Genomic DNA, 16,838 nt, shown 5'->3' on the forward strand with positions numbered 1-16,838 from the left:
CGGAGGCTTCCATGCTCAGTACTTGGGGGCCGTGATCTTCCATGCCTTCAGGTGGTCGCCGATCATTTGTTCGGTCGTGAAATTCATCAGCTGATGCCGCAGGCCTGCGAGGCCGATGCGGTGGCGCTGGTCCGGGTGCATCAACAGCCGCAGCAGGCTATGAGACCATGGCTGCGGCTGTTGATCAGCCCACACACCTGTGACATCATGCTCCACAAGTTCACGGCTTGCTGGAGCGGTTCCACAAATGACTGGTCTGCCGTAGGACCAGGCCTCCACATATACAATCCCGAAGGATTCGCAGGCTGAAGGAAGGCAAAAGACGTCGCATGCAGCGTAGGCGTCTGCCTTGTCCTGTTCCGATGGGCAGCCGAGATCGCGAACGCTCTCGGGCGAAATTTTGGCGAGTCTGGATTCATCTGCGTCGCCAGGTCCGGCGAGGAGCAGCACGGCATCCGGGCATTGGCGCATCACCAGCGGCCAGGCTTCAAGCAGGGCCGGGTAACCTTTCCATTCATCACGCCGACCCACAAACAGCACGACAGGACGCATGCCGATGCCGAGCTTGGAGCGGAGGCGTGTGCCGGTGCCGTTCGGATGGCACATCGGCGGCAGACCACAGCGGATCAGTCTGCTGGCAGCGACGCCTTTTGTGATGAGGAGTTCGCGCTCATGATCAGACTGGCAAAAGACGGCTTCTGCTTCTTGATAAAGCTGCAGGTCGAAAGCTTCCTCGGCGCAATTTTCCGGATGCAATGCGGGCCAGACGGTGAAGGGGACCTCCGCCTCACGTGCTTCGCGCCAGAGCGGATGCCCTGTGATTTCCGAGCCGGTGCCGATGAAGTGCAGGACATCCGCTGTATTGACGGCCAAGGTCCAGGACGGGTGATGGTGCATCACACGGTTCAGACTGTCTGCGAGACGGAGCAGCGGGCCACGAGAGGCGAACTGGCTGACCCAGCGGGACCGTTTCAAGTCAGCACTGTTGTCATCCTGATTCATCTGCAGTTGCTGCACGCTGAGTGATTCTCCGTTGATGCGGCTGAAGCTTTGCAGACCGGCGACGAGTTCGCGCTGATAGGCGGCGAGACCACCGACGGCGGTCGGATGCACATGGGATGCGATGGCGATTTTCATACGACCCGGTTTCCAATCATGCCGGCAGTGGCATCGCGCTGCGAAGCCGCTGCATCTGGCCAAGGTGCATGCGCAGTGGTTCCCAGTGGAACATCGCATCTCCAGGCCGCAAAAATTGACCTTGGAGCAAATCATGACGCACGAAGAAGGCATTGGTGCCGGAGAGCTCGCACCCGACCAGTGAATAACCGCCTGCCTCGGCCGCGGCGCTGAGGGTTCCGAGCGTGGCTCCGTACAAGGTGGAGCCGTCCCACACGGCTTTCGCATCATAAGGAGCGGCCCAGTCGAGATCGGGCGGCAGCATGCCGTTGTAGGCGACGCTGAACACGCGCGGCTGGAGCGACAGGAGCTCAGTGAAGATGTGATGAGTGTTGTAGTCGATGCCGATGCTGATGAGATCAAGATCCTCGGCGAATCCCCGGCTCGAGAGAAGCGTGCGGCCATTGTCACGGTTCACGAGCTTGCGGCTGATTTTCAATTTGCCCTCACGCAGCAGGATTTGAAGGTTTGTGGAAAGGCTTTCATCTTTGGCCAGCCCGGCATCGATCCACAGGCCGCGCCAGCCTTTGAGGAGCAGCAGGTTGGTGTTGTTCTGTGCAGGAGATGCAACGATTTCGACGAAGCGTCTGCTGCCATCGCCAATGCGGCGGAGGATTTCTGCGAGGATGCCGTCCTGGCCATAGTGCGAGAAGATTTTCTGGCGGAAGGGCATCAGGGACTGCGGCAGCTGATACTTCACATTCTGCATGAGCTGCAGTTCGACCAGTTCACAGAGCAGACTGGCGGAGCGCGCGGAGGCAGCGCCGGAGATGTCGATGTTGGCCTTTACCTGGCCAATCTTGGAGAGGACTTGGTTCATTGACTCAAAGTCTCAAAGTTGCTTCCCAGGCAGGCAGATTTTTTTCCTGCCTGGGCGTTTGCAACGATCTTTACGTGGCTTCCATCTTTGGAAGCTGCTGCTGCCGGCCCTGTGCGGGCCGGCGCACTTTTTATTCTGTCACTTCTTGAGGCAGCGGCTTGCCGATGCTGTAAACCTTGAAGCCGATCTGACGGAGCTTCTTGTGGTCCAGGAGGCTGCGGCCGTCGAAAATCCAGGCGGGTTTCACCATGGACTGATAGATGGCTTCAAAGTCGAGCTGGCGGAACTCATCCCACTCGGTGAGCACCAGAAGGGCGTGCGCTCCAGCAGCTGCCTGTGCGGCGCTGGTGGCGAACTCCACATTCGGATGATCTCCTTCGATGCCGAGATCTTTGCACATCTGGACTGAGCCGACCTTTGGATCGTAGATGGAGAGCTTGGCGCGCTCCTCGATGAGATCCTGGCAGACGAAGATGGCGGCTGATTCGCGGGTGTCGTTGGTGTCCTTTTTGAAGGCGAAACCCAGGACGCCGATTCGTTTGCCGGTGACGGTGTTGAAGAGGGTGCGGAGCACGCGCTCGGCGAAGCGATGCTTCTGCCAGTCGTTCATGATGATGACCTGATCCCAATAGGCGGCGACTTCCGGAAGTCCGAAGTGACCGCAGAGGTAGACGAGATTGAGCACGTCTTTCTGGAAGCAGGAGCCGCCGAAGCCGACGGAGGCCTTGAGAAATTTTGGCCCGATGCGTGAGTCGGAGCCAATGGCGCGGGCGACTTCATCCACATCTGCGCCGGTCTTTTCACAAAGCGCGGAGATGCTGTTGATGGAGGAGATGCGCTGAGCCAGGAAGGCGTTGGCGACGAGCTTGGACAGCTCGGAGGACCAAAGGTTCGTGGTGAGGATGCGCTCGCGCGGCACCCAGTTGGCATAAACGCTGACGAGTGCCTCAATGGCGGCCAGCCCACCTTCGGTCTGCTCACCGCCGATGAGGATGCGGTCAGGGCTGGTGAGGTCAACCACCGCGGTGCCTTCAGCGAGGAACTCCGGATTGGAGAGCACCTGATGTTTCAAGCCTTTCTCACTGGAGGCCAAAATCGTCTTGATGGCCTCAGCGGTGCGCACCGGGATGGTGCTTTTTTCGACGATGATTTTCGCTGAATCAGCGACTTCGGCGATGGTGCGGGCCACGGCTTCGATGAAGCGCAGATCCGCCGCTTTGTGAGCTCCGACTCCGAAGGTCTTGGTGGGCGTGTTCACGCTCACAAAGATGATGTCGGCTGCCTGGATGCTGGTTTTGACTTCGGTGGAGAAGAACAGATTTTTCCCACGGGAGCCGCGCACGAGGTCATCGAGTCCTGGCTCATAAACGGGGAGTTCGTCGGAGTTCCAAGCGGCGATACGCTCGGCATTGAGGTCCACCACATCGACGCGGATGTGAGGGCATTTGGCGGCGATCATCGCCATGGTGGGTCCGCCGACATAGCCGGCACCAATGCAACAAATTCTCATAGGGTTTTTAGAACAGGTAAATCAGTTAAGGGTCAGTTTTTTTAACGGGGCCTTCATCGGCCGAGGTTGCTTGGCCGCCGGGCCTGCGAGCAGTTGGGCGAAGTAAGCAATGGTGCGGTCGAGTCCTTCAGACAACGGGATTTTAGGTTCCCAGCCGAGGCGCTGTTTAGCGAGAGTGATGTCCGGCTGGCGCTGCTTGGGATCATCTGCGGGCAAGGGGCGGAAGACGATTTTGGATTTGCCGCCCACTTTGGCGAGCACCTGCTCGGCGAGGGCCAGCATGGTGAATTCGCCGGGATTGCCGATGTTGACGGGGCCGGTGAAGTCGTCGGTTTCCATGAACTTGATGAAGCCGCTGATCAAATCATCGACATAGCAGAAGCTGCGGGTCTGCTGGCCGTCGCCATAGATGGTGATGTCGTTGCCTTTGAGGGCCTGGACAATGAAGTTGGAGACGACGCGGCCGTCATCCGGCAGCATGCGTGGACCGTAGGTGTTGAAGATGCGCACGACGCGGATGTCCACGCCGTTCTGGCGGTGGTAGTCAAAGAAGAGGGTTTCAGCGACACGCTTGCCCTCGTCATAGCAGGAACGGGGGCCGATGGTGTTGACGTGGCCCCAGTAGCTTTCTGGCTGCGGGTGAACTTCGGGATCACCGTAAATTTCCGAGGTGGAGGCCTGAAAGACCCGGGCCTGGAGACGGCGTGCGAGGCCAAGGACATTGATGGCACCCATCACCGAGGTCTTGATGGTCTTGATGGCGTTGTATTGATAATGTGGAGGCGAGGCCGGGCAGGCGAGGTTGTAGATTTGATCCACTTCAACGTTGATCGGCTGGGTGATGTCATGCCGCATGAACTCAAAGTTTGGATTGCTCATCAGGTGGGCGATGTTCTGCTTGCGCCCGGTGAAGAGGTTGTCCGCGCAGATGATTTCGTTTTCCTGTTCCAGCAGGCGTTCGCAGAGGTGGGAGCCCAGGAACCCGGCTCCGCCAGTGATGAGAATGCGTTTTTTCATGGATTAATGCTCGTGTTTAGGTTTTGAGGAAAAAATTTAGCGGGCAGAAGATTTTTCGGGAGCGTTCTAAGGAAGCGTGTATGATTGGCCCTTGAGATACCAGAGTCAAAAGACAGCTTCATAATTAATGCGGGCATGTTGTAATGAACAGTGAGTAAATCTGAACAAGCTGCCGCCATTGGTTGAGTCTGTGCTCCCCCCACCCTGTTTCTGAACTTCCATAAGAATCCGCTGGTATTAGAAGAACTCCACTCACTCACGGTTCAGATGTCGGTAAGGCATGTCTTAGTTTAGTTAAGCTCTCTGAATCTTGACCTAGCGGCCTGAATGGAGGCACACTGGTGGATCAATCAGCTTCCTACCATTCTTCGCAGTCTTGCTCTCGCCACCATGGCGCTGTGCCTCTGCATTCTTCCCTGGGCCAATGTGAAACTGCCGGGGTCAACGCACGCTTTGATTCCGTGGCTGGCATGCACGGCTTTTGTTTGCTGGTTGCTTGCCAGGATTCTTGAATGGAGATCCCCCCGCCCACATGAAAAGGCAGTCTGGTGGATCACCCTTCTGATCAGCGTGTACGGCTGGGTGGTCACCAGTTTCCCTCATGCGATGGTGGACCGGGCCAGCGGTGCGATTCTCGATCTGGACAAAAGCCCGTGGCTTGCGTTTGGGACGCTGGATCAAGAAATATCAGTGCAGGCAATGTTTTTTATAACGTCCGCGCTGATGCTGCTGGTGGTGGCGCTGGATTTTGCCTTTGAGCGAACGGGCCGGTATGTTTTAGCCTTGGCGGTGACGTTTGGAGGGTTTGTCACGGCTGTGGCGGGGCTATGGCTTCAAACTTCAGCAGATCTCTCGGCGCTATGGGAGGTGAAGCACATTCCCAAATTCGTTTTTGGGTTGTTTTGGTACCATGGCAACACAGCGGCTTTTTTGAATTTGTCGTGGCCGGTGGGCGTGTGGCTGTGCCTGCTGCTGCTGCATCATGGGCTGCGCACCTTCCGTCAGCAGATGGCACTGGCCTTCCTAATGGTTGCGGTGATGGTCCAGATCATCGCGGTTTTTGTGATTATTTCCAAAGTGGGCCATTTTTTATTGATTTTTGAGGTCGTGCTCTTGGTTGTGGCGGGGGTTGTGGTGTGGAGGCCCCATCTCGAAAATTTACCGTTTAGTAAGAAGAGAGTGGCTTTGTTCGTCCTCATTGCCGTGGGGCTGCTGGTACTGGGCGCTTGGCTGAGCGGTGCCGGAGCCATGCTCGGGCGCTGGGACAACTTTTCGCAACGTCATTTTGATGATCCAGCCAGACGGCATGCCGCTCTGATGGCGCTGCAAATCGGCACCGATTATGGATGGACAGGTACGGGGCCGGGGACCTTCGAATGGGTGGCTGCACACTATACACCATTGGACCCGATGTTGCAGGAGGGGCGGTGGCGGCATGCGCACAATGATTATGCTGAATTTTTCGCTGAATGGGGCTGGCCGGGGGCTTGCTTCTTTGTTCTTTTGCTGGCGTGGCCGGGCAGACGCCTGGTGAATGCCTTGAGACAGGCTTTTTCAAAGGACGGTCGCTATCGGATGTCTTTTGAGCGACGGGCGGGACTTATCTGCTTCTCCACTGCGATTATTTCTGTGCTGCTGCATGCCGTGGTGGATTTCCCGCTGCAGATAAATGCCATCCGGCCCCTCTTTGCTGCCCTGGTGGGATGCGTGCTCGCGATGACGAGTACATCCGCCAGCACATCGAGGCGCGATACAAAAGAGCAAGGCACACGGGCATGGGAGTGAGAAACTGACTTCCACTTGTCTGAGGGTGACCTAAAGCATTACTGATTGGAATGTAAGTCCTCACATTCTGGAATTTATGGTTTGCGCGGTGGAAGTTTCCACATGCAAGACGCCCTAAGCCAAAGAGTTCGAGGATGGACACCTTTTTTCGTGTTGGTGGATGGAATCTCCGTTGCCAGCGCCTACATCGCAGCGTTCGTCATATCCCAATTGTTGCCACCGGACACGCTCAGCCTGCAATGGTCGCCCCCGGCAAAGGAAGGGGTGCTTCTGGCGCTGGGCATCATCGGACTGCTGCTGCACACCCTCATCTGGTCGCGCGATGGTCATTACATGTTTCAGCTGCTGAACGGCCGCAAGCTGCGCATCTGCGCTGCGCAGGTGCTGTTCCTGGCGCTGACGCTCTTCATCTACATGGGCATGTGGCGGAACTACGATGTGTCACGCAAGCTGCTGCTGATGTTTGTGCTGACGCTGGGGCCCTGCCTGATGATCGGAAAGATCCTGTTTATGAAGCTGCTCCAGGTCCTGGGCGCCAAAATTCAACCCCGGCTGCGCATTCTGGCGGTGTGTGATGAGGAGGGTGAGGCAGCGACGAGGCAGTGGTTTTCCAACAAAACGATGCTGGGCATTCATCTTTGCGATGTGCTGGCCATGGAGACAGACGCGAGCCATGAGTCCTTCCTGGAGCATCGCCTTGAAGAAGCCCTGAAACATGGGCGTCCGAACCTGCTGATCTGGCGCCTGCCAACGGATGCCGCCCGCACGGAGCGAATCCGGGTGATTGCTGAATCGCATGGCACGCACCTGGCGGTGGATCTGCAGCCGATTGTCGGGGACATGGGATCCGTGCAGCTCACGGAATACTCGCAGATGAAGCTAATCAGTCTGCACAAGCATCCTCTGGTCAGCCCTGCGCATCGGTTCCTGAAGCGGGTGCTGGATATTTCCATCAGCCTGCCGGTGGTGGTGCTGGTGCTGCCATTCCTGTGCGCTGGTGTCTGGATCGTGCATCGGTTGTTCTCTCCAGGTCCGCTGTTTTTCAAGCAGTCGCGTTCGGGTGCGGATGGCCAGATGTTCAAGATTTTCAAATTCCGCACGATGACGGTGAACCATGGCAAGGAGAGCGTGCAGGCTCGTGCCAATGACTCGCGCATCTTTACCGGTGGCGGGCTGATGCGGAAGCTGAGCATTGATGAAATGCCGCAGTTCCTGAACGTGCTGCTGGGTGACATGTCCGTGGTGGGACCACGGCCGCACATGGCGGAGCACGATGTGCTGTTTGCCATGGAATGCAGCCAGTATGCGATGCGCCACACGGTGAAGCCCGGCGTGACGGGACTTGCCCAGGTGCGTGGTCATCGGGGTCCGGTGGATGATGCCAGCGAGATCAAGCACCGCGTGACTTCGGACATTGAATACTGCCAGAACTGGTCGTTCTACCTGGATCTGGAGATCATCGCCCGGACCTTCCTGCATGTGTTTTCCTTCCATGCCAAGTCCTGCTAAGAGGGCTGGCTGGTGCAAAGAGGCGCAAGGCTGGTGAAGGAACCTTCGTTCGATTCCCATGCCTTCCGCCTCTGACTTTTTTGGCTCCCTGATCTTCGGAGCCACTGGGCTGGGGGCCTTGCTCTACGGCAAATCGGTGGGCTCGGTGATCAAAATGGGCCTGGGGGCGGCGATGCTGGGCTGCTCCTACCTTGTTACTGAAAGCTGGCTGCTGTGGACCAGCGGTGCGGTGCTGACGCTGCTGCTGATGCGGTGGAAGGAGTAGGCGGTCTGCAAATGGAGAGGCTTGCCCTTTGGTGAATGCAGGGGCAGATAGCCGTGAGCTCCACAATGATTTCCGCCCAAACGCGCAAGCCTGAATACACTGCCAGAGTCGCTGAATGGCATGCCGACAAGGGCTTTGGCTGGCTGCAGTTCGGCGACAAACGATTATTTCTGCATCGCCGTGATTTTTCCAGGTTTCACCACCAGCCGAAGGTGGGTGAGGAGATACGCTTTAACTGGGGGCTGGATTCACAACAACGTCAGTGCGCCCAAAATGCCGTGCAGGTGCGTGAAGTCTCGGATGTCGGTCTGGTGAGGCTATGTCTCCTGGGTGCGTTGCTGGCGCTGCCCGCCTACGCTTGGCTGAAGATGGGCTGGGAGATCTGGATACTGGCGGCCTATGTCGGTGCCATGTCACTGATCACCTATGCCGCATATAGAAGCGACAAGCGCAAGGCGCGCGTGGAGGCATGGCGCACCCCTGAGGTGCTTCTCCATGTGCTGGAACTTGCCGGCGGCTGGCCGGGCGCCTGGCTGGCTCAGCGACGGCTGCGGCACAAGTGCTCCAAAATCAGCTATCAGTTTGAGTTCTGGCTGATCATCAGCATCCACCAGTTCGCGGCGTTCGACTCGCTTCAACAGTGGAAGTATTCCCACATGTTGAAGCAAGCGCTTTTTGAGGATCACCGAGAAGCACGTGGCCGATCCAAGCAGCGATGAGCGGGATCAAGACACCTTCAGGCCCAGATACGCTTTGGCATTGGGGTAGCAGATGTTCTTCACCATGGTGCCGACGAGGGCGTCATCATTGGGGATGAGGCCGGCTTCCACGTCTGTGCCGAGGAGATTGCAGAGGGTGCGGCGGAAGTATTCGTGGCGGGGGAAGCTCATGAAGCTGCGGCTGTCTGTGAGCATGCCGATGAAGCGGCTCAGGAGCCCGAGATTGCTGAGGGCATTGATCTGCCACTCCATGCCTTCTTTTTGATCAACGAACCACCAGGCGGAGCCGAACTGGACTTTGCCGGGCGTGGTGCCGTCGGCGAAATTGCCGGCCATGGTGCCGAAGACGTAGTTGGCGTTGGGGTTGACGTTGTAGAGGACGGTCTTGGGCAGGGCGTTTTCGGTGTCCAGACGGTCGAGGAAGCGGGAGAGCGTCTCCGCCTGCGGCCAGTCGCCGATGCTGTCGCAGCCGACGTCTGCGCCGATCTCGCGGGCAAGGCGGCTGTTGTTGTTACGCACGGGGCCGAGGTGGAGCTGCATGGTCCAGCCACGTGAGGCATTGAGGCGGCCGACGTGGAGCATGATGTTGCTGGCGAACTGGTCCTGCTCCTGCGCGCTGGCGGCGGTGCCGCTGCGGGCTTTCTGGAAGATGCGCTCGGCCTCGGCATCGCTGACGAAATTGGCGTGGCAGTAGTTCAGGCCGTGGTCGCTGAGGCGGCCACCGACGCTGTGGAAGAAGTCGTGGCGCTGCTTGAGGGCATCCAGCAGGGAGGCGTAGCTTTTCACTTCGATGCCGCTGGCGGCGCTGAGTTTGTCGCACCAAGAATTCCAGGCTTCGGGCAGGTGAACGGCGAGGGCCTTGTCCGGGCGGAAGGTGGGATACACACCGACTTCAAAGCCGTCGGCGGCGCACTTTTGATGATGGGCGAGATCGTCGATGGGATCGTCCGTGGTGCAAAGAGCTTTGACTTTCTGCGTGCGCAGGATGTTGCGGGCGCTCATCTCCGGCTTGGCGAGGGCGGCCTCGGTCTGCTCCCAGATGGCGGGGGCGGTCTTTTCATCCAGCAGGGTGTCGATGCCGAAGTAGCGCTTCAGTTCGAGATGGGTCCAGTGGTAGAGCGGGTTGCGCAGCGTGTGGGGCACGGTCTTGGCCCAGGCGAGGAATTTGTCGCGGGGGCTGGCCTTGCCGGTGATGAATTCTTCCGGGACGCCGTTGCAGCGCATGGCGCGCCACTTGTAGTGATCGCCTTCGAGCCAGATTTCGAAGATGTTCTTAAACTGACGATTTTCCGCAATGTCCTTAGGCGGCAGGTGATTATGGTAGTCCAGGATCGGTTCGTCCTTGGCAAAGCTGTGGTAGAGATGGCTGGCGGCCTTGGAGGAGAGAAGAAAATCGTCGTGGATGAAGGACATTGCTGTTTGTCGGTTGATGGTGGCATGTCTACACTGGCAGGATGACGAAAACACGCAACTGGTTCGCATTGCTGCCACTCCTCTGCTTGTGCGCGTGCAGTACGGTGCAGTTTTATACTCAGGCGATCAGAGGGCAGACGGAAATCTGGCGTAAATCGCGACCCAATGCCGATGCGCTGGCGGATCCGAGCGTGGCGGAGCGCGTCAAACAACGCCTGAAATTGATCGAAGAACTGCGTGCCTTTGCCGCCAGCGACCTCCATCTGCCGACGAAGAGCTTTGGCAAGTACTGCGACCTCAAGCGGCCCTTCGTGGTGTGGGTGGTGTATGCCGCGCCGGAGTTTTCCACGGAAAGCAAGAAGTGGTGGTACCCGCTGGTGGGCAGCCTGAAGTATCGCGGCTTTTTTGATGAGAAGGATGCCACCGTGGAAGCGGCACGGCTCAAGAACAAAGGGTATGATGTGTTCGTGGGCGGTGTGGAGGCCTATTCAACGCTGGGCTATCTGGCGGACCCGGTGCTGAACACCTTTCTGCACCGCAGCGATGGCGAACTGGCCGAGCTCATCTTTCATGAACTGACACATGCCAAGGTGTTCATACCCGGGGACACCGATTTCAACGAAGCCTTTGCCACCGCGAACGGGCAGGAGGGCGTGAGACGATGGATGCGCTCCAAAAAGAATCTCAGCGGGCTGCGCGAGTATGAGGCACATCTGAAGAAGAACCGCGAATCCGTTCATCTGATGCTGCGCACGCGTGAGAAGCTGAAGGCTGTCTATGCCCGCACCTATCGCAGCGTGGAAACGGAGAGGCTGGCCAAAAAGCGGGTCTTTGAAGACATGCTGAAGGAAGCTGCCGACGTCAGTCCCCAAGCCCGGATCAAAATCAATCATGAGCCGAGTTTCTGGAACAATGCACGACTCAACACGGTGGCCACCTACTACACCATGGTGCCCGGGTTTGAACGGCTGCTGAAGGAGAAAGCTGGCGATCTGGAGGCGTTTCATCGTGAAGTTGCCTCGATGCGAAAGCTGAGCAACGAGCAGCGAATGAAGATTCTCGGAACTCCTGCCAACCATGATTAACCAACTCCGCTCCCACATCCTTTTCTCCATCCTGCTGCTTCTTGGCTGCAACCTGGCTTCCGCGCAGGACACGTCGAGCTGGAAGGAGCCGTTTCCGCCGCACCGGATCGCGGGCAATCTGTATTATGTCGGGTCGCGTGATCTGGCCTCCTATCTGATCACGACTCCGGAGGGGCATGTGCTCATCAACAGCAGCCTGGAGGAATCCGTGCCGCTGATCCGTTCCAGCGTGGAGAAGCTGGGATTTAAATTTACTGACATCCGCATCCTGCTCATCAGCCATGCGCATTCGGACCATTGTGCGGGCAGCGCGGAGATCGTGAAGCAGACGGGAGCCAAATATTGGGTCATGGAGCAGGATGCCGATGCGGTGGAAAACGGCGGTGCGAAGAAGCCGCGGATCGGGAAGGGAGACTACACGCAGTTTCCGCCTGCCAAGGTGGATCGTCGATTGAAGGACGGCGAAGAGGTCAAACTCGGAGACGCGGTGCTGGTGGCACACCTCACACCTGGTCACACACCCGGCTGCACGACGTGGACGATGCAGGTGACGGACAACGGCAAGCCGCTGAATGCGGTGATCATTGGCAGCCCGAATGTGAATCCCGGCTATGTGCTGGTGGGCAACAAGGACTACCCGGGCATCGCGACGAATTATGAGAAGACTTTTCTTGTGCTGAAGGCGCTGCCAGTGGATCTGTTTCTAGGAGCCCATGGCGGATACTACGGCATGGAGGCGAAGCATGCACGGCTGGGCAAGAGTGACGTGAATCCGTTCATCGATCCTGCAGGTTATCTCCGCTACGTGGAGGACAGGGAAGCGGCCTTTCTTGCCGAATGGGAGAAACAGAAGAAGGCGAAGTGACCGGCTCCTGTGGAAGGAGCGGATGAAACAAAGCGGAAAGCTTGCGTATGCATGGCGAAACCGTCAATAATCGGTGCTTTCTTTCGTCTCAGCCATGCAACGTTTCTTCGTTTCTTTGATCCTCGCCAGTACGGCAAGTGCCGCACCGCTGCCGCCTGTCACTCCTTTTTTGGAGCACCACTGCACCGAGTGCCATGATGGTGATGTGAAGAAAGGCGGGCTGGATCTGACCGCGCTCTCGTTCAAGCCGGAGGACCGGCAGAACTTCGAACGCTGGGTGAAGGTCTATGATCGCGTGAGCAAAGGGGAGATGCCGCCTGCGAAGAAGGAACGGCCTGAGGCTGGGGCTTTGCAGAGCTTTCAGGCAGCGCTCAAGGCACCGCTGCGTGACCATGAACTTGCGCAGCAGGCGAAGAACGGACGCACGGTGCTGCGCCGGCTGAACCGCACGGAGTATGAGAATACGGTGCATGATTTGCTGGGAATCTCTGTGCCGCTGAAGCATATCCTGCCAGAAGATACGCCGCTGCATGGGTTTGACACCGTGGCGGAAGGGCTGCGTTTTTCGCAGCTGCAAATCGAGAAGTATTTGGAAGCGGCTGATGCCGCGCTGGATGCTGCCATCGTGCTGAGCAAGAGGCCGGTGGGGATCAACCAGCGCTACAGCTACAAGAACGAGCTGGGGATTCGCAAAAACCTCGACACACCGCCCGGCACTTTGTCGGACAAGACCAATCCGAAGAGCGGGCACCGAGTGATGTTTCGTGAGAACGACAAGGAGGTCATCATGTTCACCACGGGGGACTACCTGGTGGGACTGAAGCAGTGCCGCCTGCCGGGCCCGGGCAACTACCGCATCAAGATCTCCGGCAATGCTTTCCAAAGCGAGGGCGAGCCGCTGACGCTCATGATTTACAGCAACAACTACAAGCAGAAGCGCCTGCTGAGTTACTGCGAGCTGCCTGCGGACAAGCCGCGTGAGTTTGAATTCACCACGCGGCTGGATGGCACAGAGCACATCGTGATCAACTGCGACCGTGTGGGCCGTGATAAAAAAGGGCAGAACATCTACAACGTAGGGGCGGCTGAATTTCAGGGAACTGGGCTGGCCATGCAATGGATCGAAGTGGAGGGGCCGCTCTCCGCTGAGTGGCCGCCTGCGAGCCTGAAGAAGGCGCTGGGGGATGTGCCGCTGACCGAGCTGGGAGACAAACAGAAGAAGTTTCGCGATGGCAAGCAACTCGGCTATGAACTCGCGCCTACGGATGTGAAGCAGGCGATTGCCAGCGGGTTGAACAGCTTTGCGACACGTGCTTTTCGGCGGTCTTTGGAGCAGGATGAAGCGGCACCTTATATCGCGCTGGCCAATCAGTCGGTGGATGCGGGCGGCACCTTTGAAGAGGCGATGCGCGTGGGCTTGCGCGCCATTTTGACGTCACCTGCCTTCCTGCTTTTGGAAGAGCATCCGGGCAGACTCAGTGATCGCGCCCTGGCCACGCGGCTGGCGTATTTCTTCACGAGTTCAATGCCCGATGACGAACTGATGAAGGTGGCCGACGCCGGGAAGTTGAGCCAACCGGCTGTGCTTAAAGCGCAGACCGAACGTCTGCTCAAGGGGCCGAAGGCGGCGACGTTTGTGACTAATTTCGTGGGGCAGTGGCTGGAGCTGCGCAACATCGACGCAACAACGCCCGACACGAAGCTGTATCCGGAATACGACATGCTGCTGAAGCTGGGCATGGTCACGGAGACAGAAGCATTTTTTAATGAGCTGCTGACCCACAACCTGCCGGTGAGCAATCTCATCCACAGCGACTTTGCCATGGTGAACAACCGTCTGGCGGAGCATTACGAACTGCCGGGCATTGCGGGTGAGCAATTCCGTCGTGTCTCATTGCCGAAGGACAGTGTGCGTGGCGGAGTGCTGACGCAAGCCAGTGTGTTGAAGGTCACGGCGAATGGCACGGTCACATCGCCGGTGATTCGCGGGGCGTGGGTGATGAAGCATCTGCTGGGGCAGCAGCCGCCGCCACCTCCGGGCAATGTGGCGGGAATCGAGCCAGACACACGCGGCAGTACCACCATTCGCGAACAACTGGCCAAGCACCGTGACAATGAGAGCTGCGCGTCGTGCCATCGGCAGATTGACCCGCCTGGGTTTGCGCTCGAAAGCTTTGATGTCATTGGCGGTTTCCGTGAGAACTACCGCTCCAATGAGAAAGGGGCGAATGTGAAACGCAAACTTCGCGGCCAGAACATCTGGCAGTACAAGGAAGGCCTGCCGGTGGATGCCAGCGGTGAACTTGAAGATGGCCGCAAGTTTCAGGGTATCACTGAATTCAAGAAGCTGCTGCTCGATCAGCAGGATCAAGTGATGCGTGCGCTGGCCGGGAATCTGGTCACTTACGGCACGGGTGCAGGCATTCAGTTCGCGGATCGCGATGCGATCGAAGCCATCGCAAAACAGGCCAAAGCTGATGGCTCGGGGCTGCGTTCACTGGTCCATGCCGTCGTGCAGTCTCCGCTGTTTTTGAGCAAGTAAGAGCCATGTTAATCCACCAACCAGTCTTCAAACCGCAGCCCAGGCACCTTGGCAAAGTCCACGGAGTTCTGAGTGAGGAGAAGCGCTTCGTGAGCGATGGCGATGCAGGCTATTTTGAGGTCCATGGTGCCGATACGGATGCCTTGCTTGCGAAACGAGTGGAAGAGGTTCGCTGCATCTTCATCCCAAGACAAAACTGTCCACGCTGCGTAGGCTTCAATGAGACAATAAAATTCGCGATAGGCATCAATCTGCTGAAGCGGATCGGGGGTGGAATGGACTTCTTTCAACCAACCTTCGACGCGTTCCTGAACATTTACCACGGTGGTGGTGACTTCCTCGCGTGCGGCATTCAGGCGCTGGGTCAGCCGTTCGGCAGAAGGTCCATCTCGACTCAATGCAGACAGGTGGTTAGTGTCCAATACCACCACGGTCCTCGATCTCCTTTTCGTAGGTTTGGCTGCGGCGATACTCTTCGCCTGCCTTGGTGGCGGCCTCATGCAGCTTGGAGTTATTGGCCCACCCGACAGTTGCCCGCCAGTCCTTCTTCACGGGAGGCGAAGACCAAGTCTGCGCCTGCATTTCTGCAAGTTTTCGCTCAAGGGCTTCGACTCGTTCTTCCAAGGTTGCTGTCATAGCTCATTCCCATTATCCCACCAGATCCGGTCTTTTCAACTCCCATCGCCGCCTCCCATGATCACACGCCCTGCCATTTCCCGCCGCGCTTTTCTGCACGGCTCCGGTGTCTCGCTGGCCCTGCCGTTTCTGGAGGCGATGATGCCGCGACTGTCGAGTGCGGCGGCCGCTACGCCGCCGAAGCGCATGGTCTTTGCCTGTGCTTCGCTGGGCATTTACGGGCCTTCGTTGTTTCCTAAAGAGACGGGGCGTGGCTACACGCTGACGCCGTATCTGGAGGCTCTCAAAGATCATCGGGATGACTTCACGGTGCTCTCAGGTGTGTGCCACCCGGATCAGGCCGGGGCGGACGGGCATACGTCGGAGATGACGTGGCTGACTTCGGCGCGTGGGCCGGGGCTGGGTGGATTTCGCAACACGGTGTCGATTGATCAGTTCGTGGCGGAGAAGATCGGCTATGAGACGCGCTATCCTTCGCTGGTGCTCAGTTCAGCGGGGCAGAGCAGCCAGAGCTACACGCGCAGCGGTGTGATGGTGCAGGCGCAGTCAAAGCCTTCGCAGGTCTTTGCCAAGCTCTTCCTCGATGGAACTCCGGGCGAGATCAGCAACCAGATGCGCAAGCTCAAGGAAGGGCGCAGCATCATGGACACGGTGCAGGCCGAAGCGAAGCGCTTCGAACGCCGCGTGGGCGCGGCGGACAAGGAGAAGCTTGATGAATACTACACGTCGGTCCGCGAGATGGAGGAGCGCATGCTCAAGTCTGAAGCGTGGGTGCAGAAGTCCAAGCCGAAGGTGGATGCGAAGCCGCCGACGGATGTGGAGAACGAGGCCGACCTCATCGCACGCATGAAGCTGCTGTTTGATTTGATCCCGCTGGCGCTGCAAACGGACAGCACGCGGGCGATTACGGTCCTGGTGCAGGGCCGGGGAGATGTGCCTCTGATCAATGGGGTGACGATGGCGCATCACAACTTGTCGCATCACGGCCAGGATCCGATGAAGATCGAGCAGCTGCAGCGCATCGAGCGCGCGGAGTTTGAGGCGTTCAATGGTTTGCTGACTTCGCTCAAGGCGAAGAAGGAGGCCAATGGCAGCCTGCTGGACAACACGATGGTGCTCTTTGGAAGCAATCTGGGGAATGCCAACAGCCACGACTGGCACAACCTGCCGCTGGTGTTTGCGGGTGGTGGGTTCAAGCATGGCCAGCACCTGGCGTTTGATCCGAAGAACAATCAGCCGATGTGCAATCTCTTCGTGCAGATGCTGCAGCGCATGGGGATTGAGACGAATGAGTTTGGATCGAGTACGGGGACGAGTTTGCCGGGGCTTGTGGTGTAGGGGTACGACAGGCACTCTTGTCTGTCGATCAGCGCACCGCCAGAACTCACGATTTCCAAACTGGCATGCGGTATGCGACAGTCGGCGTATGAACTCAACACGCATCCGATTACGGTGAATCGTGCGTCAGTGTGTTGATGTGTGCGCTGGCCGACAGA

The 16,838-nt window shown here is 58.1% G+C and carries 15 protein-coding genes; 8 read left to right on the plus strand and 7 right to left on the minus strand.

The window, feature by feature from the left end:
* Window positions 1-15: 15 nt before the first annotated feature.
* The 4 genes from WAW39_RS23865 to WAW39_RS23880 form a co-directional block, all read right to left on the minus strand.
* The gene (locus WAW39_RS23865) at window positions 16-1,137 is read right to left on the minus strand and encodes a glycosyltransferase family 4 protein (protein ID WP_422321666.1); all 1,122 of its coding nucleotides are present in this window, start codon (window positions 1,135-1,137) and stop codon (window positions 16-18) included.
* A 16-nt stretch (window positions 1,138-1,153) separates the two neighbouring features.
* On the minus strand, window positions 1,154-1,996 hold the full coding sequence (locus tag WAW39_RS23870; protein WP_422321667.1) for a hypothetical protein: 843 nt from the start codon (window positions 1,994-1,996) through the stop codon (window positions 1,154-1,156).
* A gap of 130 nt (window positions 1,997-2,126) precedes the next feature.
* Window positions 2,127-3,506 carry a UDP-glucose 6-dehydrogenase gene (locus WAW39_RS23875; protein WP_422321668.1) on the minus strand — a complete coding sequence of 460 codons (1,380 nt, stop codon included), beginning with the start codon at window positions 3,504-3,506 and terminating at the stop codon, window positions 2,127-2,129.
* Window positions 3,507-3,527: 21 nt separating this feature from the next.
* A complete protein-coding gene (locus tag WAW39_RS23880; RefSeq protein ID WP_422321669.1) occupies window positions 3,528-4,523 on the minus strand; it encodes a UDP-glucuronic acid decarboxylase family protein in 996 nt (331 codons plus the stop codon).
* 327 nt (window positions 4,524-4,850) lie between these two features.
* Here WAW39_RS23880 and WAW39_RS23885 point away from each other — a divergent pair, with 327 nt between their 5' ends.
* From WAW39_RS23885 to WAW39_RS23900, 4 genes are all read left to right on the plus strand, one after another.
* Window positions 4,851-6,308, plus strand: coding sequence for an O-antigen ligase family protein (locus WAW39_RS23885; protein ID WP_422321670.1), 1,458 nt, complete (start codon window positions 4,851-4,853; stop codon window positions 6,306-6,308).
* A 102-nt stretch (window positions 6,309-6,410) separates the two neighbouring features.
* Window positions 6,411-7,817 carry an exopolysaccharide biosynthesis polyprenyl glycosylphosphotransferase gene (locus tag WAW39_RS23890; RefSeq protein ID WP_422321671.1) on the plus strand — a complete coding sequence of 469 codons (1,407 nt, stop codon included), beginning with the start codon at window positions 6,411-6,413 and terminating at the stop codon, window positions 7,815-7,817.
* 58 nt (window positions 7,818-7,875) lie between these two features.
* Window positions 7,876-8,082: a hypothetical protein gene (locus WAW39_RS23895; protein ID WP_422321672.1), complete on the plus strand. Its 207-nt coding sequence runs from the start codon at window positions 7,876-7,878 to the stop codon at window positions 8,080-8,082.
* Window positions 8,083-8,147: 65 nt separating this feature from the next.
* Window positions 8,148-8,801 (plus strand): DUF1294 domain-containing protein, encoded by a 654-nt coding sequence (locus WAW39_RS23900; protein WP_422321673.1) that lies wholly within the window; start codon window positions 8,148-8,150, stop codon window positions 8,799-8,801.
* Window positions 8,802-8,807: 6 nt separating this feature from the next.
* Here WAW39_RS23900 and uxaC read toward each other — a convergent pair whose 3' ends face one another.
* A complete protein-coding gene (gene uxaC, locus WAW39_RS23905) occupies window positions 8,808-10,214 on the minus strand; it encodes a glucuronate isomerase (protein WP_422321674.1) in 1,407 nt (468 codons plus the stop codon).
* Window positions 10,215-10,255: 41 nt separating this feature from the next.
* Here uxaC and WAW39_RS23910 point away from each other — a divergent pair, with 41 nt between their 5' ends.
* The 3 genes from WAW39_RS23910 (at window position 10,256) to WAW39_RS23920 (ending at window position 14,706) form a co-directional block, all read left to right on the plus strand.
* Window positions 10,256-11,299, plus strand: coding sequence for an aminopeptidase (locus tag WAW39_RS23910; protein ID WP_422321675.1), 1,044 nt, complete (start codon window positions 10,256-10,258; stop codon window positions 11,297-11,299).
* Window positions 11,292-12,164 carry a subclass B3 metallo-beta-lactamase gene (bla, locus tag WAW39_RS23915; RefSeq protein WP_422321676.1) on the plus strand — a complete coding sequence of 291 codons (873 nt, stop codon included), beginning with the start codon at window positions 11,292-11,294 and terminating at the stop codon, window positions 12,162-12,164. Before WAW39_RS23910 ends, bla begins: the two co-directional genes overlap by 8 nt.
* 94 nt (window positions 12,165-12,258) lie before the next feature.
* The gene (locus tag WAW39_RS23920; protein WP_422321677.1) at window positions 12,259-14,706 is read left to right on the plus strand and encodes a DUF1592 domain-containing protein; all 2,448 of its coding nucleotides are present in this window, start codon (window positions 12,259-12,261) and stop codon (window positions 14,704-14,706) included.
* Between the two features lie 8 nt (window positions 14,707-14,714).
* Here the strand turns inward: WAW39_RS23920 and WAW39_RS23925 are convergent, their stop codons facing one another.
* Window positions 14,715-15,137 (minus strand): type II toxin-antitoxin system VapC family toxin, encoded by a 423-nt coding sequence (locus tag WAW39_RS23925; RefSeq protein ID WP_422321678.1) that lies wholly within the window; start codon window positions 15,135-15,137, stop codon window positions 14,715-14,717.
* The gene (locus tag WAW39_RS23930; protein ID WP_422321679.1) at window positions 15,118-15,342 is read right to left on the minus strand and encodes a hypothetical protein; all 225 of its coding nucleotides are present in this window, start codon (window positions 15,340-15,342) and stop codon (window positions 15,118-15,120) included. The genes WAW39_RS23925 and WAW39_RS23930 overlap by 20 nt, the downstream gene beginning before the upstream one ends.
* 57 nt (window positions 15,343-15,399) lie before the next feature.
* Between WAW39_RS23930 and WAW39_RS23935 the strand changes: the two genes are divergently transcribed.
* Window positions 15,400-16,680, plus strand: a complete 1,281-nt coding sequence (locus WAW39_RS23935) for a DUF1552 domain-containing protein (protein ID WP_422321680.1) — start codon at window positions 15,400-15,402, stop codon at window positions 16,678-16,680.
* Window positions 16,681-16,838: the final 158 nt, after the last annotated feature.

This window comes from Prosthecobacter sp. (genome assembly GCF_049294395.1).
Classification (GTDB): domain Bacteria; phylum Verrucomicrobiota; class Verrucomicrobiia; order Verrucomicrobiales; family Verrucomicrobiaceae; genus Prosthecobacter.